The organism is Mesorhizobium sp. B2-4-3 (assembly GCF_006442815.1).
Lineage (GTDB): Bacteria > Pseudomonadota > Alphaproteobacteria > Rhizobiales > Rhizobiaceae > Mesorhizobium.
The window spans coordinates 54,995-76,235 of the sequence record NZ_VFVL01000017.1; the positions used below are offsets into that span (position 1 = coordinate 54,995).

At 65.6% G+C, this 21,241-nt stretch carries 19 protein-coding genes; 11 read left to right on the forward strand and 8 right to left on the reverse strand.

Annotation, left to right across the window (positions count from 1 at the left end; genetic code table 11):
- The first annotated feature begins 46 nt into the window (after positions 1-46).
- Positions 47-1,051, forward strand: a complete 1,005-nt coding sequence (locus FJ956_RS17285) for an asparaginase (RefSeq protein WP_140676830.1) — start codon at positions 47-49, stop codon at positions 1,049-1,051.
- 99 nt (positions 1,052-1,150) lie between these two features.
- Positions 1,151-1,963: a class I SAM-dependent methyltransferase gene (locus FJ956_RS17290; protein ID WP_140676833.1), complete on the forward strand. Its 813-nt coding sequence runs from the start codon at positions 1,151-1,153 to the stop codon at positions 1,961-1,963.
- Here the strand turns inward: FJ956_RS17290 and FJ956_RS17295 are convergent.
- Positions 1,960-3,336 (reverse strand): TIGR03808 family TAT-translocated repetitive protein, encoded by a 1,377-nt coding sequence (locus tag FJ956_RS17295; protein WP_140676837.1) that lies wholly within the window; start codon positions 3,334-3,336, stop codon positions 1,960-1,962. The two genes, FJ956_RS17290 and FJ956_RS17295, sit on opposite strands and share 4 nt — an antisense overlap.
- Positions 3,337-3,442: 106 nt before the next feature.
- Between FJ956_RS17295 and greA the strand changes: the two genes are divergently transcribed.
- A complete protein-coding gene (greA, locus tag FJ956_RS17300) occupies positions 3,443-3,925 on the forward strand; it encodes a transcription elongation factor GreA (protein ID WP_140676840.1) in 483 nt (160 codons plus the stop codon).
- On the opposite strand, the gene FJ956_RS17305 is transcribed toward greA, so the two are convergent.
- From FJ956_RS17305 to FJ956_RS17315, 3 genes are read right to left on the reverse strand one after another with little or no spacing between them, the layout of a single operon-like run.
- Entirely contained in the window at positions 3,922-4,164 is a 243-nt protein-coding gene (locus tag FJ956_RS17305; protein WP_246672057.1) for an AbrB/MazE/SpoVT family DNA-binding domain-containing protein, read from the reverse strand. The two genes, greA and FJ956_RS17305, sit on opposite strands and share 4 nt — an antisense overlap.
- A 60-nt stretch (positions 4,165-4,224) precedes the next feature.
- Entirely contained in the window at positions 4,225-6,348 is a 2,124-nt protein-coding gene (gene scpA, locus FJ956_RS17310; protein ID WP_140676843.1) for a methylmalonyl-CoA mutase, read from the reverse strand.
- Complete coding sequence (locus FJ956_RS17315; protein ID WP_140676846.1) at positions 6,345-7,787, reverse strand: methylmalonyl-CoA mutase subunit beta; 1,443 nt, start codon at positions 7,785-7,787, stop codon at positions 6,345-6,347. Before FJ956_RS17315 ends, scpA begins: the two co-directional genes overlap by 4 nt.
- A 252-nt stretch (positions 7,788-8,039) precedes the next feature.
- Here FJ956_RS17315 and FJ956_RS17320 point away from each other — a divergent pair, with 252 nt between their 5' ends.
- The 7 genes from FJ956_RS17320 (at position 8,040) to FJ956_RS17350 (ending at position 16,600) form a co-directional block, all read left to right on the forward strand.
- On the forward strand, positions 8,040-9,563 hold the full coding sequence (locus tag FJ956_RS17320; protein WP_140676849.1) for a helicase HerA-like C-terminal domain-containing protein: 1,524 nt from the start codon (positions 8,040-8,042) through the stop codon (positions 9,561-9,563).
- Between the two features lie 395 nt (positions 9,564-9,958).
- Complete coding sequence (locus FJ956_RS17325) at positions 9,959-10,381, forward strand: AraC family transcriptional regulator (protein WP_246672058.1); 423 nt, start codon at positions 9,959-9,961, stop codon at positions 10,379-10,381.
- Between the two features lie 197 nt (positions 10,382-10,578).
- Positions 10,579-11,034, forward strand: coding sequence for a hypothetical protein (locus FJ956_RS17330; protein WP_140676855.1), 456 nt, complete (start codon positions 10,579-10,581; stop codon positions 11,032-11,034).
- On the forward strand, positions 11,031-14,756 hold the full coding sequence (locus tag FJ956_RS17335) for a YadA-like family protein (RefSeq protein WP_140676858.1): 3,726 nt from the start codon (positions 11,031-11,033) through the stop codon (positions 14,754-14,756). The genes FJ956_RS17330 and FJ956_RS17335 overlap by 4 nt, the downstream gene beginning before the upstream one ends.
- An 8-nt stretch (positions 14,757-14,764) precedes the next feature.
- A complete protein-coding gene (locus FJ956_RS17340; protein ID WP_140676861.1) occupies positions 14,765-15,337 on the forward strand; it encodes an invasion associated locus B family protein in 573 nt (190 codons plus the stop codon).
- 12 nt (positions 15,338-15,349) lie between these two features.
- Complete coding sequence (locus FJ956_RS17345; RefSeq protein WP_140676864.1) at positions 15,350-16,075, forward strand: hypothetical protein; 726 nt, start codon at positions 15,350-15,352, stop codon at positions 16,073-16,075.
- Between the two features lie 51 nt (positions 16,076-16,126).
- A complete protein-coding gene (locus FJ956_RS17350) occupies positions 16,127-16,600 on the forward strand; it encodes a DUF4189 domain-containing protein (RefSeq protein WP_140676867.1) in 474 nt (157 codons plus the stop codon).
- A gap of 69 nt (positions 16,601-16,669) precedes the next feature.
- Here the strand turns inward: FJ956_RS17350 and FJ956_RS17355 are convergent, their stop codons facing one another.
- On the reverse strand, positions 16,670-17,320 hold the full coding sequence (locus FJ956_RS17355) for a LysE family translocator (RefSeq protein WP_140676870.1): 651 nt from the start codon (positions 17,318-17,320) through the stop codon (positions 16,670-16,672).
- Between the two features lie 64 nt (positions 17,321-17,384).
- Entirely contained in the window at positions 17,385-18,008 is a 624-nt protein-coding gene (locus FJ956_RS17360) for an FMN-binding negative transcriptional regulator (protein ID WP_140676873.1), read from the reverse strand.
- A 77-nt stretch (positions 18,009-18,085) separates the two neighbouring features.
- Here FJ956_RS17360 and FJ956_RS17365 point away from each other — a divergent pair, with 77 nt between their 5' ends.
- Positions 18,086-19,513, forward strand: coding sequence for a PLP-dependent aminotransferase family protein (locus FJ956_RS17365; RefSeq protein WP_140676876.1), 1,428 nt, complete (start codon positions 18,086-18,088; stop codon positions 19,511-19,513).
- Positions 19,514-19,526: 13 nt separating this feature from the next.
- Here FJ956_RS17365 and FJ956_RS17370 read toward each other — a convergent pair whose 3' ends face one another.
- Together FJ956_RS17370 and FJ956_RS17375 are read right to left on the reverse strand one after the other, a co-directional pair.
- Complete coding sequence (locus FJ956_RS17370) at positions 19,527-20,348, reverse strand: L,D-transpeptidase (protein ID WP_140676879.1); 822 nt, start codon at positions 20,346-20,348, stop codon at positions 19,527-19,529.
- 172 nt (positions 20,349-20,520) lie between these two features.
- Positions 20,521-21,186 (reverse strand): haloacid dehalogenase type II, encoded by a 666-nt coding sequence (locus FJ956_RS17375; RefSeq protein WP_140676882.1) that lies wholly within the window; start codon positions 21,184-21,186, stop codon positions 20,521-20,523.
- Between the last annotated feature and the right edge of the window lie 55 nt (positions 21,187-21,241).

Genomic DNA, 21,241 nt, shown 5'->3' on the forward strand with positions numbered 1-21,241 from the left:
CCGCATTGAAGCGGCGCGCCCCTTGGGTGCGCGTGCGGGAGGCGACATGACAAATCCGGTTCTGGTCGAGGTCACGCGCGGCGCGGTGGTCGAAAGCGCGCACCGCGGCGCGGTTTCGATCTTCGACGCCGACGGCAAGCCCGTCTGGGAGATCGGCGATACGGAACGCCCCGTGTTCCCGCGCTCGGCGGTGAAAGCAATCCAGGCATTGCCGCTGGTCGAATCGGGTGCCGCCGACGCCTACGGCTTCGGCAACCGCGAGCTGGCGCTGGCCTGCGCCTCGCATTCCGGTGAACCCGCGCATGTCGAGCTGGCGCAAGCGATGCTGGCGAAAGCCGGCCTCGACAAGACGGCGCTCGAATGCGGCGCGCACTGGCCCTCGAGCCACGACGCCACCATCGCGCTCGCCCGCGCCGGCAACGTGCCGGACGCCTTGCACAACAACTGCTCCGGCAAGCATTCCGGCTTCCTTTGCACCTGCGTGCATTCCGGCATTTCCCACGGTGGCTATGTCAGGGCCGGCCACGCTTTGCAGGAGATGGTCCGCGACGCCATGCAATCCGTGACGGGCGCGGCGCATGACGTCGACCATTGCGGCACCGACGGCTGCTCGATCCCGACCTATGCCGTGCCGTTGAAGAATTTTGCCCAGGGCTTTGCCCGCATGGCGACGGGCAGGGGCTTTTCGCCCGAACGCGCCAAGGCGGCGAAGCGGCTGCTCTCGGCTTGCATGGCCGAGCCGTTCCTGGTCGCGGGCACCGGCAAGGCAGATGTCGCGCTGATGCAGGCAGCACCGGGCCGCATCTTCGTCAAGACCGGCGCCGAAGGCGTCTATTGCGCGGCTTTGCCTGAACTTGGCCTCGGCATCGCCTTGAAATGCGATGACGGCGCCGGCAGGGCGGCGGAGGTGATGATCGCCGCCGTGCTGGCAAAGCTGCTGCGCGGCGATGAAGCGCCTGCGACACGGCTCGCCGAACTCGCCCATCCCGCAATCGAAAGCCGCATAGGTGCTAAGGTCGGCTCGCTGCGGCCGACGGCGGCGCTCAAATAGCATGCCGGTTCACTGACGCGCATCTGCCGCGCGAGTGAGACTCCAGACAAGAATTATGTGCTAGTCTCCACACAATCGAACGGGCGCTGGGTGCTGGCTATGCTGGAAGCGGATAAGGTGTTTGCCGGGTCGATCCCGGAAAATTACGATCGTCATATGGTGCCGCTGATTTTCGAGGCCTATGCCGCGGAGACCGCGCGGCGGGCGGCGTCCTTCTCACCCTTGGCCGTTTTGGAAACCGCCGCGGGCACCGGGGCCGTCACTCGCGCGTTAGCGCCAGAACTCTCTCCCGGCGCGAGCTATACCGTGACCGACCTCAACCAGCCGATGCTCGACTACGCGGCTTTGCGCCAGGGGCCCGACAGCCGCATCGCATGGCGGCAGGCGGATGCCCTGAAGCTGCCGTTCGACGATGCGGCCTTCGACCTCGTCTGCTGTCAGTTCGGCGCCATGTTCTTTCCCGACCGTTCCGCTGCCTATCGCGAGGCAAAGCGGGCCCTGAAGCCCGGCGGACATTTCCTGTTCAGCGTCTGGGATCGCATTGAGGAGAATGTATTCGCCGACGACGTGACGAATGCTCTCGCCAGGATCTTTCCGCACGATCCGCCGCGCTTCCTGGCGCGCACGCCGCACGGCTACCACGACAAGGCGCTGATCCGTAGCGATCTGGCTGCCGCGGGTTTCTCCGACGTGGCGATCGATACCATAGCTGGGCAGAGCCGCGCATCCTCGCCACGTGTCCCCGCCGTTGCCTATTGTCAGGGAACCCTGCTTCGCAACGAGATCGAGGCCAGGGAGGCAGGACGATTGGCGTCCGCGACCGACTACGCCGAAGCCGCGATCGCCGACAGACACGGCCGCGGCGAGGTCGCCGCCAAGATCCAGGCGCACATCATCGTGGCCTCGATCTAGCTCACCTTGTTGCGCTCGACGGTGAGATGCGCGTAGCCGGTATCGGTTGACTGGGTGAGGTCCCCGGTCACCGGATCGGCCCAGCGCTGGCCTATGATGGCGCCGTTTTTCGCGCCGTCGATTACATTGTCCGAGATGACGGTGCTGCCGGAACCTTCGACGACCGAGACGACGATGCCGGTGCCGGACTTGCGGATGATGTTTCCGGTTGCCACGACATTGCGCAGATAAGGACCCCAGCCGAGCTGCATGCCGTACAGCGGTGCGTTCTCGACGACATTGCCGGAAACCGTCGTGTCGGCCTCGGCGCTGATGCCAACGCCAAAACCGGGCGGGTCGGCGGTGTAGGGTCCGGTGGTGGAGAGGTTGCGCACGATGTTGTTCGAGCAGACCGCCATGCGGCCGCCTTCGTTGAAATTGACGATCGAGATGCCGTTGGCGGCGCCGTCGACCAGATTGTTGCTGAGGATCGCGCCTTCGAAGGAGAATTCCGAATAGATCCCGGTCTCGCCCGAGCGCGAGCACGTGTTGCCGATGATCTGCAGATTGCTCGAGCTGTTGGCGCGCACCGCGGTGAAGGCGCAGTCGGAGACGACGTTGCCCGAGATGATCACATTGCCGGCGCGGAAAGCATTGATGCCGTTGCCGTTCTGGCCGGTGCCACCGCTGCGCGCGCCGATGCGCTGGACGCGATTACCGCTGACGATGGTGCCGTCCTCCGCCGCCTGCCAGCGATGCACCAGGATACCGCCATTGGCGCAGTCCGAAACGCTATTGCCCGAAATCTCCAGACCCCCGGCCTCGACCGAATAGATGCCGGCGTCTGCGGCGCCAGAAATATCGCAGCGGCCGACACGGCCGACGGCATGCTCGAGCGCCAGCCCGTTCTTGCCGCTGCCGGTCACCTGGCAATTGTCGATGACGAGATGGCCGACTCGGCGCAAATCGAGCAGCCCCTGCGTGTAGTCGGCCAGCCAGCGATTGGCGCCGTCGAGCACCAGGCCGCTGAGCTCGATATGCTCGGCCTGTTCGGCCATCATCAGGTGGCCGTTGCCGCCATAGACGATGCGCGTCGCGCCGGGCACGCCCGACAGGCGCACGCGCGCGGGCAGCTTGAGGTTCGAGACGAGATAGGTGCCGGGCGGCAGGAACACCGGCTGGTCGCGATCGCTGGCCTCGGCCAGCATCTTGGCGAAGACCTTGCTCTGGTCGTCGACCGCGCCCGGCTGCACGCCGATCTCCGTGGCGTTGATCGAGCCGCGCATAGCGGCCATTTCGATGCCGGGCAGCGATTTCGCCAATGCCTTGCCGGCGAAGAGGCCGGCGGCGGCGAAGCCGGCGGTCCGGGCAAGCAGCGTTCGTCTGTTCAACATCGGCACAGGTCCTGGCGTTTCGCCCTGTCTGTCGCAGGAATCGTGCCAAGCCGGGCTCATCGGCAAACCGCTTGTGCAGTCGCCTCGCCAAGCCTAAGTTCACCGCATGAGCAGAGCTTTCACGCGCGAAGAAGACAGCGAAAACGCCATTGCCGGCGTCGGCGAACGCCCGGTCAGCACGCACCGCAATCTTGTGACGGAGCGCGGCCTGGCGATGATCGAGGACAACCTCGCCGATCTGCGCGACCTGATGGCGAAGGCCGAAAGGAAAGGCGACCGCGAGCGCCTCGCTGTCGTGTCGCGCGACCTGCGCTACTGGACCGCGCGGCGCGAAAGCGCGGAGCTTTCGGTGCCGGAGCCGGGCAGCGACGTGGTGCGCTTCGGCATGGGCGTCACGCTGGAAGGCGACGATGGCAAGAAGGTGCATTGGCGCATCGTCGGCGAGGACGAGGCCGATCCTTCGAAGGGCAGCATTTCCCATGTCTCGCCGATGGCGGTGGCCCTCTTCGGCAAGAAGGTCGGCGAGATCGTCGCCGTCAACGGCAAGGAATGGGAAATCGTCAAGCTCTCGGACAAGGCCGAGAGCTAGCAGCCGAGCCTACTTGCCAGCTGCTGTAACCCAGCTTCGTATTTGTCCATGACATCGCGAGCGGCGTTCATTTGCCGTTTGCGGTTGTCGTGGCGGATTGGCCTTAGAATGAGGCCGTCCTCGGTTTCGATGATCTGGAGCTCATCGCCGACTTGAAGATCCAAGCTGTCAAGCATTTCGCGTGGCAGCAGCAGGGCCCCCGATCCGTCCTCAAGCCCGTGGATGGTTGTCTTGAACACGATCGCGCCATGGTTGTATCTATTTCCATAGAACAACCTTTCTGCCAAATCAGCAAGCCCTCACTGATCGGCCAGCAACCGATCCATCAGCCGGTTCGCCGCTTCCGGTATCACCGTCCCCGGCGGGAAGATTTCCGCCGCGCCTGCCGCCAGCACCGCGTCATAATCCTGCGGCGGGATGACGCCGCCGGCGACGATCAGCATGTCGGCATGGCCGCGCTTCTTCAGCGCTTCCTTGAGCTCGGGGATCAGCGTCAGGTGCCCGGCGGCTAAAGAGGAGGCGCCGATGATGTCGACATCGTGCTGCACCGCCAGCTTGGCGATCTCGTCCGGCGTCTGGAACATCGGCCCGACGGTCACGTCGAAGCCCAGATCGGCGAACGCGCTGGCGATCACCTTTTGGCCCCGGTCGTGGCCGTCCTGGCCCATCTTGGCGACCAGGATGCGCGGCTTGCCGCCGGATTTCTTCTCGAACGCCTCGATCTTCTCCTGCAGCGGGCCGAGTGCCGGGTTGTCGCCGAGCGCGTCGCGATAGACGCCGGAGATCGTCTGCACCGCCGCCGTGTGGCGGCCGAAAACCTTTTCCAGCGCCAGCGAAATCTCACCCACGGTGGCGTTGGCGCGCGCGGCGCGGATCGCGAACTCGAGCAGGTTCTCGCCGCCCTCGGCCGCACGGGTCAGCGCTGCCAGCGCGTCTTCCAGCGCCGCGACGTCGCGCGTGCCTTTGAGCCGCTGCAGCTTCGCCAATTGCCTGGCCTTCACCTCGGCATTGTCGATCTTCAGCACATCGACTTGGATATCTGCTTCAGGCCGGTGCGCGTTGACGCCGACCAGAATTTGCTCGCCGGAATCGATGCGCGCCTGGGTGCGGGCGGCCGCTTCCTCGATGCGCAGCTTGGGAATGCCTTGCTCGATCGCCGCCGCCATGCCGCCGAGGCTTTCGACCTCCTCGATATGGGCCAGCGCGCGCGCCGCCAGATCATGCGTCAGCCGCTCGACATAGGCCGAGCCGCCCCACGGATCGATCATGCGCGTGGTGCCGGATTCCTTCTGCAGGATGAGCTGCGTGTTGCGGGCGATCCGCGCCGAATGGTCGGTCGGCAGCGCCATCGCCTCGTCGAAGGAATTGGTGTGCAGCGACTGGGTATGTCCCTGCGTCGCCGCCATCGCCTCGATCATGGTGCGGGTGATGTTGTTGTAGGGGTCCTGCGCCGTCAGCGACCAGCCCGAGGTCTGGCAATGAGTGCGCAGCGACAGCGAGCGCTCGTCCTTCGGCGCAAAATTCTTCTTCATCAGGCTCGACCACAGCAGCCGCGCGGCCCTGAGCTTGGCGACCTCCATGAAGAAGTTCATGCCGATCGCCCAGAAGAAGGAGAGGCGCGGCGCGAAACGGTCGATGTCGAGACCGCCCGCAACGCCGGCGCGCGCGTACTCGATGCCGTCGGCGATCGTATAGGCAAGCTCGAGGTCGGCCGTCGCGCCGGCCTCCTGCATGTGATAGCCGGAGATCGAGATCGAGTTGAATTTCGGCATATGCCTGGAGGTGTAGGCAAAAATGTCCGACACGATCCGCATCGAAGGTTTCGGCGGATAGATGTAGGTGTTGCGGACCATGAACTCCTTCAGAATGTCGTTCTGAATGGTGCCAGTGAGATCCTTCTGCGCGACGCCCTGTTCCTCCGCCGCCACGATATACAGCGCCATGATCGGCAGCACCGCGCCGTTCATGGTCATCGACACCGTCATTTCGTTGAGCGGAATGCCGTCGAAGAGCTGGCGCATGTCGAGGATGGAATCGATCGCCACGCCCGCCATGCCGACATCGCCGGCGACGCGCGGATGATCGCTGTCATAACCACGATGCGTGGCGAGATCGAAGGCCACCGACAGGCCTTTCTGACCGGCGGCGAGGTTGCGCCGGTAGAAGGCGTTGGATTCCTCCGCCGTCGAGAACCCGGCATACTGCCGGATCGTCCAGGGCTGCTGGACATACATTGTGGGGTAGGGGCCGCGCACGAAGGGCGGCAGGCCCGGATACGTGTCTAGATTGGCGAGCCCCTTGAGGTCGCCTTGGCCGTAAAGATGCTTCACGGCGATGCCTTCCGGCGTCATCCGCTGGCCTTTGAGCTCGACCGGCGCGCGACGCGGCGCCGACCAGCCGATCCGGCTGAAATCCGGGATCATGATCCGGCTCCGATCGACTGATCGATGCGCACCGGAAACAGCGGCTCGCAGGTCGCGACACCCTCCGTCAGCGCCGGACGCCGCTCCCCCGGCAGCGTCTCGATCGGCCGCTCCGCCTGCGCGCGGTAAAGCGTCGTGCCGACAATGCCGCGTTCGCCCGACCGGTAGGCGCCGTTGCGCTTGGCGGCGGCCGTCTGCACGCGGTTCTGGATATAGCCCTGCTGCAGGCTGGCGAGCACGCCGCCCTCGGCCTCGATGCGCTGGAATTCTTCCCAGGCAGCAGTGCAGAGATCGTCGGTCAGCGCTTCGACCGCGCCCGAACCGCTGGCGGGGTCGGCGACATAGCCGATATGGCTCTCCTCGGCCATGATCAGTTGGGCGTTGCGGGCGACGCGGCGGGCAAAGCCGGCCGGCAAGCCATGCGCGATCGTGTGCGGCAGGATCGAGATGGAATCGGCGCCGCCGGTTGCCGCCGCGAAAGCCGCGATCGCCGTGCGCAGGATATTGGTCTCCGGGTCGGCCATCGTCATCATGCGATACGAGGTCTCGGCGTGGATGCTGGCGGTCGAGGCCGGGATCGAGCAGGCTTCCTGGACCCGCGCCCAGAGCTTGCGCAACGCCCGCACCTTGGCCATCGACAGGAACTGGTCCTGGTCGACGCTGAGCGCGAAGCCGATATGCGGCGCCGCATAGACCAGCGGCTGGCGCGCCTTCTCGAACATCCTGAGATAGGACACGACGGAGGCCATCATCGTGCCGAGCTCCTGCGCCTCGGTGGCGCCGGCATTGTGGAAGACGCGGCCGTCGGCCTCGAGCAGCACGCCCGGCACGCCCATCGAGAAGAAATGCGCCAGCGACTGCGGCATCGATTCCTGCAGCGCCTCGATCGAGGTGCGCAGCCGCCCGGTTCCGGCGAAGATCGCCGCCGGGTCGATGCCGAAGGAAAGGTTGAGCTTGGCCGGATCGGAGCGGCGCCGGGTCAGGAAGGCGAGCAGCCAGTCGGCCACGGCGCGGCTCCAGGGATGCGCGTCGATGCGCACCTGCACGCGGTTGAGCGGCACGCCGTCGAGCACCCGTTCCAACGCTTCCGCGGTGCGCGGCAGGCCGTAGCCGAAGGCATTCGGCGCGCCCTCGAAGACCAGCGACAGGCCGGTGGCGCCTTGGGCGATGTCTTCCAGGGCTTGCGCGCCGGCCCGGGCAATGTCCGGATCGTCGACGCGCTGGCTGACGATCCAGGGCGCGGTCGGATTCGTGCGCGGCAATGGCTCGGCGGTCGCCGAGCGTTGTCTGAGCGGCTCGACGCGGATGCCGTCATCGGTGCGGGAGACGAGCTTTTCCTCGAAGGAACCGCCGGCAAGCGCCTTTTCCGCCAGCGCCTGCCAACGCTTGGCGTCCGGGTTCGGAAGGTCGACATCCCTGGTCAAGGCGCCGGCGCCCATCGCTCTCCTCGCTTCTCGGCCGCATCAGGCGGGTCCAGCCAATCTAAGGTCAGGAACCGGATATCACAATGCGTCATCCGGCCTTGTTCTCTCCCGGCCAGCCAATCGATTGCCAAACATGCGCGCAATCCGCAAGCGCCAAAGGCTAAATTCGCTGCGCCCCAAAATCGATGCCGGGCATTGCCGCATGCGACGAGCGTTACTATACCTCCGAATGAGGCCTTTGAGCGGAACAGATTGCGGAGACCGGATATGGTTGACGAGACCAGCATCTTCATTGGCGCCAGCCGCAAGCCCGGCGATTCCTATCAGCGCGCCGAAGAGCTGCTGCTGCGCTACGGCAACCGCCACGGCCTCGTGACCGGGGCCACGGGCACCGGCAAGACCGTCAGTCTGCAGATCCTGGCCGAGGGCTTTTCCAATGCCGGCGTGCCTGTCTTCTGCGCCGACATCAAGGGCGACCTTTCCGGCATATCCATGATGGGCGAGGCCAAGGATTTCCTGGTCAAGCGCGCCGAGCAGGTGAAGCTCGATCCTTACCAGTTCCAGGAATTCCCGGTCATCTTCTGGGATCTGTTCGGCGAGCAGGGCCATCCGATCCGCGCCACCATTTCCGAGATGGGGCCGCTGCTTTTGTCGCGGCTGATGAACCTCACGGAAGCGCAGGAAGGCGTCATGAACATCGCCTTCCGCATTGCCGACGAGGAAGGCCTGTTGCTGCTCGATCTCAAGGACCTGCAGGCGCTGCTCGCCAACATGGCCGACCGCGCCGACCAGCTCAGCGCGCGTTACGGCAATGTCACCAAGCCTTCGGTCGGGGCCATCCAGCGCACGCTGCTCGTGCTGGAGAGCCAAGGTGCGGCAAACTTCTTCGGCGAGCCGGCGCTGCGCATCGCCGACATCATGCGCACGACGCGCGACGGCCGCGGCGCGATCAACGTTCTGGCCGCCGACAAGCTGATGATGAACCCAAGGCTCTACGCCACCTTCCTGCTGTGGCTGATGTCGGAACTGTTCGAGGAACTGCCCGAGGTCGGCGATCTCGACCGGCCGAAGCTGGTGTTCTTCTTCGACGAGGCGCATCTTTTGTTCGAGGACGCGCCGAAGGTGCTGATCGACCGCGTCGAGCAGGTGGTGCGGCTGATCCGCTCCAAGGGCGTCGGCGTCTATTTCGTCACCCAGAACCCGCTGGATATTCCCGAGAAAGTGCTCGCCCAGCTCGGCAATCGCGTCCAGCATGCGCTGCGCGCCTATACGCCGCGCGAGCAGCAGGCGGTGCGCACGGCCGCCGAGACCTTCCGGCCCAACCCCGATTTCGATTGCGCCACCGCCATCACCCAGCTCGCCACCGGCGAGGCGCTGGTCTCGATGCTGGAGGACAAGGGCGTGCCGGCCATGGTCCAGCGCACGTTGATCCGGCCGCCGTCCTCGCGGCTCGGACCGATCACGCCCGACGAGCGCCGCAAGATCATCGCCGAGAGCCCGGTCGCCGGCCAGTACGACGAGGCCGTCGATCGCGAATCGGCCTTCGAAATCCTGCAGAAGAAGACCAAGGAGGCGCAGGACGCCGAGGCGCAGGCAAAGCAGCAGAACAGCGGCGGCTCGCGCTGGACCATTCCCGGTTTCGACGATGTTTTGGGAACCGGCAACCGGCGGTCCTCCAACCGCCAGACCGTGGCCGAAGCCGCGATCAAGTCGGTGGTGCGCTCGGTCGGCTCCTCCGTCGGCCGCGCGATCGTTCGCGGGATTTTGGGAAGCCTGGCGCGAGGGCGCTGAAGCGGAGAGGCGGCACCGCGCCGAGCGCGATGCGAATCACGCCCCGCAACCTTTGATATCGGGCGAGACCCGCTTGCCGTCGGGCGAATCCGTCACGGAAATGCGCCGCTCCGGAAAGCTATCCTCGTTACCTCGCGACGATCAAATCTTACCCGTCGACGAGTGAGCCGCATGAGCGGCAGCTAAAACTTTTCGCAAGGGAACTTTTCCCGGCAGAACCGCAATTTCATGAAATACCGGACGCGCCAAATCATGGCCTTTGACGGGCTGTTGCCGGGGGGCAAACGCGATAGCGCCGACAGCACGTGCGATCACGAATCATTGTGGCCAGGGAACCAAAAACGCCCGCTCAGGTTGGGCCAAAGCTGCGGAGGGCTGAGCATCAGGAGTCCAAGTTGCGGCGCGATGACGATCTGCAAGCTTGGTATTCGGAAATTCCTGCTGAAAGGCGGCCACTGCTGAACGCGAAAGGCGGGCTGTCGATCGGCCACACTCGCCTAGTGGCGCAATTCTTGAGCGAGAACTTCTCGCGCAAGCTTTCGCTCGCCGAGATGGCGGCTGTGTGCGGGCTGTCGCCCTACCATTTCGCCCGTGCTTTCTCCAGGACGTTCGGCGTGACGCCGCATCAATATGTTCTGGTTCTCCGCCTCGACCTTGCCGCAAAGCTGCTTGCCGAGAGCCGCATGTCGATCACGGACATTGCCGATCTGAGCGGATTTTCGAGCCAAAGCCACTTCACCACCATGATGAGGAAGTACCGCCATGTGACGCCTCAGCAGGTGCGGACAGGGCAACGCAGCTCTCGATCCGGGGAGTAAGTCAATACTAATTTAGTAATAGACAAACTGAACGTTTGCTAATTAAAGTTATTGCTGAAGTAACTCACCGTTAACTACTGGTATTTCACGCAGTATTTTTAAATAGAACAGCAATTTATTGGAATACCTGAGTCGAAAAACATGGCTTCTTGAGGCGGTTCCGGCTTTCCCGGATTCTGATTTGGCTGCGGGGGCATATGAGCGACGACACGGCCATCGGCCGAAGCCTTTCCGAGGAGATCGGCTACTGGCTGGAGTCGGCATCCAGGACGCTTGAGAAGCGCTATGGAAATGGCGTGCCCCTGGCCAAGCAGGACATGCTGCTGGCCCATTATCTCTACGGCCTCACGGCCGTTGTTCACGCGCATGGCGCTCCTGCCGCTCATCTGGCGGCGGTGCGATCCTATCTCGAGCGGCTGATCCCGCCGGAGCGGGTTGCGGCGGCGCTCCAGGCTGTGCCCGAGGCGGCTGACGCCTGGCTTGAAAACACGCTCGATCGCGTCGAGGCGATCGGGGAAAAACAGGGCCATGCGCTGCTCGCGCGCGGCGCCGACGTGATCGTCCCATTTTCGAGCAGACACTCATCAGTGGCAGGGTCGGCGGAACCTGCCGTGATCGAGCGCGACCCACCAAAGGAGGCATTCTCGCAATGAACTTCAGGCAACGACGTATCACCCATCGCGGGTCGGCCCGATTTGCTGGAAACTGGGTCTCCGGCGCCGGCGACAGCCGCTCGCTCCGTCGCCGCCTGATGGCGGCGCTGCGCCTGGCGCATCGTGTGCTCGGCATGCGCCGGAAAGGTCTGGGGCTTGGTGCGCTTGGCGCCGGCAACATCCTTGCGGCGGCGCTGGGTGCGATTGTATTGGCAGGCATCGCTACGCCGGCATTCGCACAGGTTTTCGGCGGCGGCGGCACGGCAAACGGCGTGCGTGGTATCGCGTTTGGATCCGGAGCCGTGCAAAATGGAGCCGATTCCATTGCCGAGGGCACCAATGCCAGCGCGGGCAGCCAGAATGCCGTCGCGATCGGCTTTGGAACGATCGCCTCCGCGATAAATTCCATCTATCTTGGCTCGCGCACCGCCCCTGGAACAGGCGTCACCGCTCAGAGCGCCATCGGCATCGGCACGGATGTGACAGCGTCCCAGGTCGACGCCATTGCGATGGGGCGTTCGTCTGTTTCGTCGGCACAGTATGCGATCGCCATCGGCCTGAACGCGAAAGCCACGGGCACCGGCGGCGCGATGGCGCTGGGCCAAGGCACGATCTCAAGCGGCGTCAATTCCGTCGCGCTCGGCGTCACGGCCAGTGCCACCGGGGCTGGCGCCAACGCCTTGGGCACCTTCTCCGTTGCTTCGGGAGGGAATGCCACTGCCCTCGGCACCAGTTCCTCGGCCAGCGGCAACTATGCCACGGCCGCCGGCTGGGGATCTGTCGCCAACGCGATCCGGTCGACGGCCTTGGGCGTCAGTGCGCAAGCCACCGGGACTGATAACACCGCCGTCGGCTCAAACGCTCAGGCGACCGGTACGAGCGGTTCGGTAGCGCTAGGCGTATCGGCCACGGCGACCTTTACCAACGCTGTGGCGCTCGGCTTTGCGTCAAATGCGACCGGTCTGTCATCTTCCGCCCTCGGCCAGGGATCTCAGGCCACTGCGGATTTTGCGACGGCAGTGGGTCGCGGCACGCAGGCCGCGGCGCTGAACGCCACCGCTCTGGGTAACCGGTCGCAGGCTCTGGCAGCCTCGAGCCTGGCGATGGGCGATACCGCGAATGCAAGTGCTGCCAGCGCCATCGCCGTTGGAACCAATGCCAGGGCGGATTCCGCCGAGGCCGTCGCCATGGGCACCAATGCGGTTGCCACCGGTGGCAAGGCCGTCTCCATCGGCTCCGGCAACACCGCCTACGGCAACGGCGCGGTTTCGATCGGCGATCCGAGCTATGCCAGCGGCACCGGCGCCTTCACCGGCGGCGCCAACAACATCGCCAACAGCGACGGCACGGCAACCGCCACGGCCGGGAACATGGCCGCGGGTGCCGTCGCCATCGGCAACAACAACAAGGCGATCGGGCAGGGCTCGGTGGCGCTGGGCAACGGCTCCACCGCTGGTGCCGCCGGTCTCGCCGGCAATGTCGCCCTGGGCGACGGCGCGACCGCGGCGGCGAAATCCGGCGACGTCGCGCTGGGCTCCGGCTCGGTGACCGTGGCAGCCGTCGGCACGAGCGGCACGACGATCGGCGGCACGGCCTACAGCTTCGCTGGAACGACTCCGACATCCACGGTCAGCATCGGCGCTCCGGGCGCGGAGCGGACCCTCACCAATCTCGCGGCGGGCCGGCTCAGCAACGCCTCGACCGACGCCATCAATGGCTCTCAGCTCTTCGCGACAAATCAGCAGGTGACGCAGAACACGACCGATATCGCCAACATCGGAAATACGATCACCGACATCAACACCGGCGGCGGCATCAAGTACTTCCACGCCAATTCGACGCTTGCCGATTCCCAGGCTCTGGGGACGGATTCGGTCGCGATCGGCCCCAATGCCGTGGCCAACAACGCCGGCGATGTGGCGATCGGCCTGAACTCCGTATCCGGCACCACGACGGTCGTCGGCGGCACGACGATAGGCGGTGTGAACTACACCTTTGCCGGCGGAACCCCGGCGGGCGCGTTCTCGGTCGGCTCGGTCGGCGCGGAGCGCCAGATCCAGAACGTCGCGGCCGGGCGGTTGAGCAACTCCTCGACCGACGCGGTCAACGGCTCGCAGCTCTTCGCCACCAATCAGCAGGTGACGCAGAACACCACCGACATCGCCGCCAACACCGCCGATATCGCCGCCAACACCGCCGACATCACCACTCTCGGCAACACGATCAACAATTTTGCCGGCGACACCTCGACGGTCTACACCGACGCCAATGGCGACGGCATCCGCTACGTGCGCACCAATGACAGCACGCTGCCGGTCACCGACGCCTTCGCGCAAGGGGTTGGTTCCTCGGCGCTCGGCTACCAGGCGACGGCGTCCGCCGCCAATTCGCTGGCTCTCGGCCGAGGCACCGCGGTCACCATCGCCGACGGTGTGGCGCTCGGCTCCGGCTCGGTTTCGGACCGTGCGGTCGCGCCCGCATCGGGATCGATCCTCTCCGGCACCGGCCTCATTCCCTACAACACCGCGGACATGACCCTGCTCGGCGCCGTCTCGGTGGGCACCTCCACCGCCTATCGCCAGATCATCAACGTGGCCGACGGCACTCAGGACCAGGACGCCGTCACGCTCCGTCAGTTGAAGGGCGCGCTGAGCTCCTTCGCGGTGACGGGGACCATGTACTTCCACGCCAACTCGACCGCGTCGGACTCGCTGGCGGCCGGCGCGGAGTCGGTCGCGATCGGTCCGCGCACGACCGTCAATGGCGACAACGGCATCGGCATGGGCAACGGTGCCATCGTCCAGCAGACGGCGCCTGGCGGCATTGCGATCGGCCAGAACGCGACCTCCAACCAGGCCGACAGCATCGCCTTCGGCACCGGCTCGACGGCGAACGGCGCCCAGTCCATGGCGCTCGGCGCCGGCGCCAAGGCCAATGAGCCGGGCAGCGTCGCGCTCGGCGCCGGTTCGACGACCGCCGCTGCGGTCGCCACCGCCGGCACGACGATCAACGGCGTCAACTACACCTTTGCCGGAACCGCTCCGACGAGCACGGTGAGCGTGGGCGATGTCGGCAAGGAGCGCACCGTCACCAATGTGGCGGCGGGGCGGATCAGCCAGACTTCGACCGACGCCATCAACGGCAGCCAGCTCTTCGCGACCAACCAGGCCGTCGAAGCGATGCAGGGAAGCGTCGGCGACCTCAACGAGTTCGCGGTCCAGTACGACAAGAACGGTGACGGCAGCAAATCCAACTCGCTGACGCTCGTCGGCGGCGACGTGAATGCGCCCGTCGTCATCCACAATGTCGGCGCCGGCGTGGCCGACACCGATGCAGTCAACGTGCTACAGTTCAACAATGGGCTGGCGACAACGCTCGACAACTCCAAGACCTACACCAACCAGGTGGCGGCCACCACGCTGCAGCAGGCCAATGCCTACACCGACTCCAAGCTCAGCCAGCTCAACATGGATATGGGCGAGGCTCGGGGCGAGGCGCGCCAGGCTGCCGCGATCGGCCTCGCGGCCGCCTCGCTGCGCTACGACGACCGACCGGGCAAGCTAAGCGTGGCGGCCGGCGGCGGCTACTGGCGCGGCGAAGGCGCAGTTGCGTTCGGCGCCGGTTACACCAGCGAGGACGGCCGGGCGAGAGCGAACGTCTCGGGCACGACGGCCGGCGGGCACTGGGGTGTCGGCGCGGGCGTCAGCTTTACCCTGAACTGAGTCTGTTGATGACCAGGCAGACGGTCCTTGCCGTAATATCCGGGACTTGCCTCCTTCTGTCCGGCCCGCACGCGGCCGGGCAGGAGGCGGCCCAGCCTGCCTATCGGATAAAACCTTCCGACGTCGCGGTGCCGGCGGACGTGAAGCTTGGCCAATATCAGCGGACCACGCGCCCGTTCGAGAACTGGACGCTGATCTGCGACGAGAACCTGCAGGCCAGGAAGAAGGTCTGCAACATCAGTCAGTCCTTCATCGATCAAGGCCAGGCGCTGGTCTTCAGCTGGTCGCTGGCGGCCGACGAGAAAGGCAAGCCCTTCATGATCTTGCGAACCCCGAGCGCGGCAGGTGAGGGCAGCAAGCTTTCGCTGAGACTTGCCGGCCGCAAGCAGCCGGTCGACGTTCAACTGCAGGGTTGCGACGCGTCGGTCTGCGTCGGCTACGTGCCCGTCGGCCCGGTGCTTCGCGAGCAGATCGGCAAAGAGACCACGGTGCAGGTTTCCTATTCGCTGCCGTCGGGAGCGACCGTGAGCCTCGATGCCCCGTTCAAGGGACTCAAGACCGCGCTGTCGACCATCAACTAGAAAGACTTTGAGATGACACGCCAATCCATCGAGGACAGAATCCTGACGCACGCCCAGCCGGTCGCGCTGCCGGAGCCGCCGGCAAGTCCGCCGCCACGGCGTTCGCCAGGCTGGCGCCTGGTGCGAAACACGGCGCTGCTCGGCGCGTTCGCGGTCTTGGTCGCGGCGGCGGTGGTCCTGTCGTTCCGTCTCTATCCCGCGCTTGGGACATTCGTCGCGGGCACGGCCTCCGCGCAAGCGCAGGCGCCCATGCAGGGCAAGCCGGCGGAAGCCGTGCCCGCGCCGGCCGACGTCTCGGCAAGCAAGAATCCGTTTCAGGCGCATGTCGCGCAGGCGGGCGTCCGCACCTGCGCCAATCTCTTTGCCACGCTGGGGCAGGCTCTGACCGCCGGATCGACCTATGCGGTCCAGACGCAATGGGACAAAACCTCGCCCGACACCCACGCCGTGCAGGCAGTCGCCGGGATGAGCTACAACCTGCCGGACTACAAGACGCAGGCCGCGGGCGTCGTTTTTGCCTCGCCCGTCGGCCAGAGCTGCGAGGGCGGCTTCGTGCGCGTGGCGCCGTTCCCGCGCTCTTGCCAGGAAGTCGCCGGAACGCTCCCGAAGGGCAGCCTTCCGGCGGACAATCTTTCGAACACGATGCTTTTCAACCTGGCCGACAATGGCGGCCAGGCGCTGCTGGTCCCAACCGGCAACACTTGCATCGTCGTCTCGGTCGCGCGCATGGGCGGCTAGCGGCCACCGGGGCATGGATCATTTGAAAGCTGCAACTGGGAGCCACGAAAAATGCCGATAGACCGTCGTCTCTCATTCCCGCTGCTGGCGGCCTTGATCGGATTTACGATCGCGAGCCAAGCCGCGGACCTTGTGGCGCCGCCGCCGGCGCAGACCGGCGAGGAAAAGGGCATCTGGGGCGCCATTGCCTATTCGCCGGGCGACGGCCGTCACGGTTTCTTCTGGGGCGCCGACAAGCGGCAGGAAGCGGAAGACATCGCGCTCAAGCATTGCGAGAATGCGGACGGCAAGGGCTGCCGGGTGGTCGAGGTGTTCCGCAATCATCGCCATTGGGACGACGATGACGGCACCGGCTTTCCCTATGAGCACTGCGCGGCGCTCTCGGTCGGCAAGAGCCGTGGCGCGGCGACGCCGTTCTGGAGCGCAGCGTCGGCCACGACCCGCCGCGAAGCCGAGGAGAAGGCGACAGCCCAGTGCGGAGGCGAGAACAAGGAGTGCAAGATCCGCGAATGGGTCTGCACCTGACAGGGGGCAGCCGCTGGATATTCCGTCGTGTCCGGATGTCGGCGAGCGACGCGGCGTGTGGCCTGGCAATCAGAGCGCAGGGCGCTTGGCGATGGCAAGGCCGATGCCGAGCGCGATCATCGCGCCGCCTGACGCCTCGCGCAGGCGCCGTATCACATTGGTGCGCCCGGCAGCACCCTCCCTGATGCGGCTCGCCGCAAAAGCGACCACGACATCGGCCAGTGTGTTGAGCGTCACCGATATGAAGCCAAGGACCATGAATTGCAGGGCGACGTGGCCGGCGCCCAGGTTCACGAATTGCGGAATGAAGGCCAGGAAGAAGGCGGCCGTCTTCGGGTTCAAGGCTTCGACCAGCACACCTTCGCGAAACGCCCGGCCAGCGCCGACGGCAGGCGCCGGAGTCCCGCCTTGCAGCATCGTCTTTGCCTCGCGGCGCGCGGACTGGAAGGTGCGGAAGCCCAGCCAGACGAGGTAGACCGCGCCGATCAGCTTCAGGGCCGTGAACAGCTCCGCGCTGGCGAGCACGATGGCTGAAACACCCAGGCTGCCGGCAAGCACGTGGACCATGCCGCCGAGGCCCGTCCCGAAACTCGAGGCAATGCCTTCGGCGCGGCCTCCGGCGAGCGTGCACGCGGCGACATAGAAAATGCCTGGTCCGGGCGTGATGGCAAGTAGGAATGCAGCGGCGAAGTACAAGGCGAACTGGGTCAAATCCGGCATGATGGACTCTCTTGAAAGTGCAGGGCCGGGTTTCACACCGGCCAGTGTTCAGACCGGCCAGTCTTCAGACCGGAATGAGCGGAGCGACCTCGCGGTCGGACGGCCGCTCGCTCGATGACAGGCCGGACACGACGCCGGCGCGATCGGCCGCGTTGCGGTTCTGGCTCATCTTGCGCTTGCCTTCTAGCTTCGTGATCGGCATGCGCAGACCGACAATGCCCTTCAGCTGCGACTGGATGAAATCCGCCGGTGCGTCCGACACAGTCCAGGGTGCGGCGCGCTCGCCCTCGTGCAGGTTGGTCAGGCGGGTCACCACCTCGAGCAGCCTGTCGGCATCCTCGAAGAACTCGATCGGCCCATGGGCGTGGACGGCGACATAGTTCCAGGTCGGCACCACCTTCCCGGTCTCCTGCTTGGTCTGATACCAGGCCGGCGTCACATAGGCGTCCGGGCCCATGAACATCGCCAGGCCGTCGCCCACCGGCGGCATGCGCCATTGCGGGTTTGCCTTCGCGACATGGCCGTAGATCACGCCATGCTGGCCCTCGTTCTCGTCGAGGAAAAGCGGCAGAGGCGTCGCCAGCGGGCCATCGGCCGTGGCGGTGACCAGGATTGCCAGCCGCGCGGCGCGTAGCGTGGCCATCAGGCTCTCTTGATCGTCGTCGCGGAATGCAGGCGGAATGTACATGATGAAAACTCCTTGCGCTGCACAGCAAGATGCCGGAAGTCTGGCTTGCTTGGAATATCCAGTTCTGAAGGTTTTTGATGGTCCAGTTGGAGCAGGACGGCGTCGCGCGGCGGATCATCGCGGCGATCAAGGAGCAGATCCACAGCGGCGCCTATCGGCCAGGCGATCGCCTGCCGTCGACGCGGGCTTTTGCGACCGAGTGGGGCGCCTCGCGAACCACGGTGACTGCGGCCTACAGCCAGCTCGATGCCGAGGGCTACCTGATCATCAGGCAAGGGGCGCGCGCCATCGTTGCTCCGGGGTTGGAGAGGGCGTCGGGAGAGGCGCCCGTCGCAGCCGCTTCGCCACGCAACCTCTCGGCATTCGCACGACGGTTGCTGGCCTTGCCTGCGCCTACGGAAGGGCAACCAGCCAAGCTTGCGGATTTCCGCTATGGCGAGCTTTCCGGGGCGGACTTCCCGGTGCTGGCCTGGCGGCGGGCGTCGAACAAGGCGATCCTGCGGCGCGGCGCGCGGCTGCGCTACGGCGATCCTCAGGGGTCTTCTGTTCTACGCAATGCGCTTCAGGCCTATCTCTGGCGGGCTCGCGGCATTAGTTGCACGCCGGACCAGATCGTCATCGTCAACGGCTCGCAGCAGGGGTTGGACCTCTGCGCGCGGCTGTTGCTCGACCCCGGTGACCCCTTTGTGATCGAGAACCCCGGCTATCTATTGGCACGCCACGCCTTCGTGGCGGCCGGAGGCGTCGCCGTGCCCGTTGCCGTCGACGCGGATGGGCTAAGGACGGATGCGCTGCCGCCGGCCCGTCTCGCCTACGTGACGCCTTCGCACCAGTTTCCGCTCGGCGGCGTGCTTTCGGCGACGCGGCGGCGTTCGCTGCTGGCCTGGGCCGCCGGCACGGGGGCCTTTATTGTCGAAGACGATTATGACGGCGAATACCGTCACGACATCAGCCCGATCCCGCCTCTGCAGGCGCTCGACGCGGATAGCGTCATCTATGTCGGAACGCTGTCCAAGACGCTCTCGCCGACCTTGAGGCTCGGCTATCTCGTCGTTCCCTTGAGCCTGCGCCGGGCGTTCGGCGAGGCCAAGCGCCTGACCGACCGGCATGCTCCGATGCTGGAACAGGACGTGCTGGCCGAGTTGCTGGCGAGCGGCGCCTACGAGCGCCACGTGCGCAGCATTCGCAGGAAGAACGCCGAGCGCAGGGGCATCCTGCTGCAGGCTTTGACTGAACATCTGGGGCCAGGGGTCACGGTCGCGGGAGCAGATACCGGCCTGCATGTCGTTGCTTGGATGAACGGTATCGACGCTGGACGCGAACCGGCGATCATCGCCGCGGCGCGCACCGCCGGTATCGGCCTCTATCCGGTGTCGCCGCTCTACGATCCGAGCGGGCCTCGGCCGGAAACGGCCGGCTTCATTCTTGGCTATGCGGGGCTCGACGCGGATGCGTTGCGGCGCGGCGTTGCGGTGCTGGCGACGATACTCGCCGAGCACCGCTGACGAAACCAACCGCTTAGAAAATCTCGTTGGTGAGCCGCTTCACCGGACCGAGCAGGATCGAGCCCGTCGGCACGCCATTGTCGATCGGGATGGCCTTGCGCTCCGGCATGTCCTCTTCCGGCGCGCCGATATTGGCCGTCACGACGACGGGGGTCTTGGTCGGCACGCGGTCGTAGAGGTCGATGATGTCCTGGTTGATCAGGCGCACGCAGCCCGACGACACCGACTTGCCGATCGACCACCATTCCGGCGAGCCGTGTAGGCGGTAGAGCGTGTCCTGGTTACCCTGGAAGAGATAGAGCGCACGCGCCCCGAGCGGGTTCTTCAGGCCACCCGACATGCCGCCATTCTTGGCGCTGAATTGCGTCAGTTCCGGCTGGCGGGCCACCATCTCGTCCGGCGGCGTCCATTTCGGCCATTTCTGCTTCCACTGCACGACCGCGTCGCCCGACCATTCGAAGCCGGCGCGGCCGAGGCCGACGCCGTAGCGGATCGCCTGGCCGCCCTCGCGCACCAGATAGAGGAAGTGGCCGGTGGTATCGACGACGATGGTGCCCGGGCGCTGCCCGGTCGGATCGGGAACGATCTGACGCAAGAATTTGTGATCGATCTTGTTGACCGGGATGGCCGGCAGGTCGAAGCCATTGTCCGACATCGCGCCATACATCGTCTCGTAGTCGCCGAGCGGCGGCTCGACATAGGCCGGCGGTGGCGGCTGGACGGGTGCTGGGGCCGGACCGGTGGTGGTGCACGCGGACACGGCGGCCGAAGCAGCGCCAAGGGCTGTAAAATTGAGGAAGCCACGGCGGCTGAGGCGGAAGGAAGCGTCTGACATGGTTGCCTTTTCTAGGTCTCAATTCGCAAGAAAACATGAATCCGCGGGCACGTCGCCGACGGCATTCATAACAGTCGGCGGCGATAGGCGGTTCCAATTCTGGCCTGAGGGTGGACAGAAAAAGGCGAAGCTGTGACCGCGCCACAGCTGTTGCGCTGCAGCAACAGCGGCGTCAGACCTCTGCCAGGAGACCTTCGAGCGAAGGCAGGATCAGTCCCGGCGGGAGATCGCGGTACTCGTCCGGCTGGTTGGTCCGGTTGATCCAGACCGTGCGAAAACCGAATCTCGTCGCGCCGGCGATGTCCCAGCGGTTGGACGACTGGAACGAGACCGCGCCCGGGTAAAGCCGCCAGCCGGTGACCACCATGTCGTACACCGACGGGTCGGTCTTGAAGCGTTTGACCTGGTCGACCGAGAAAACGTCGTCGAGGATCTGGTCGAGCGCCGCGGATTTGACCGCCGCGTCGAGCATTTCCGGCGAGCCGTTGGAGAGGATCGCGAGCTTCGCGCCCGAGGCCTTGAGCGCTTTGAGCACGGCGGGCACTTCCGGATAGCAGTCGAGCCGCCAATAGGCTTCGAGCAGCTTCGTCCGCAGCCCCGGATCGGCCGAGGGAACCTTGCGCAACGCAAAGTCGAGCGCCTGCTCGGTCAATTGCCAGAAATCGGCGTAAGCGCCCCCCATCAGCGTCCGCACCCAGGAATATTCGAGTTGCTTGGCGCGCCAGATTTCGGAGAGAAGCTGGCCGTCCGGCCCGATCTCGCCGGCATGCCGGCGCACGGCGGCGTGCACGTCGAACAACGTGCCATAGGCGTCGAAGACGTAAGCCGCATGGTGCATGTCTCAAGTTTTGCGGCGCGCAGGCTTGCCGCGCAAGCATTGATTGCGGCCAAGT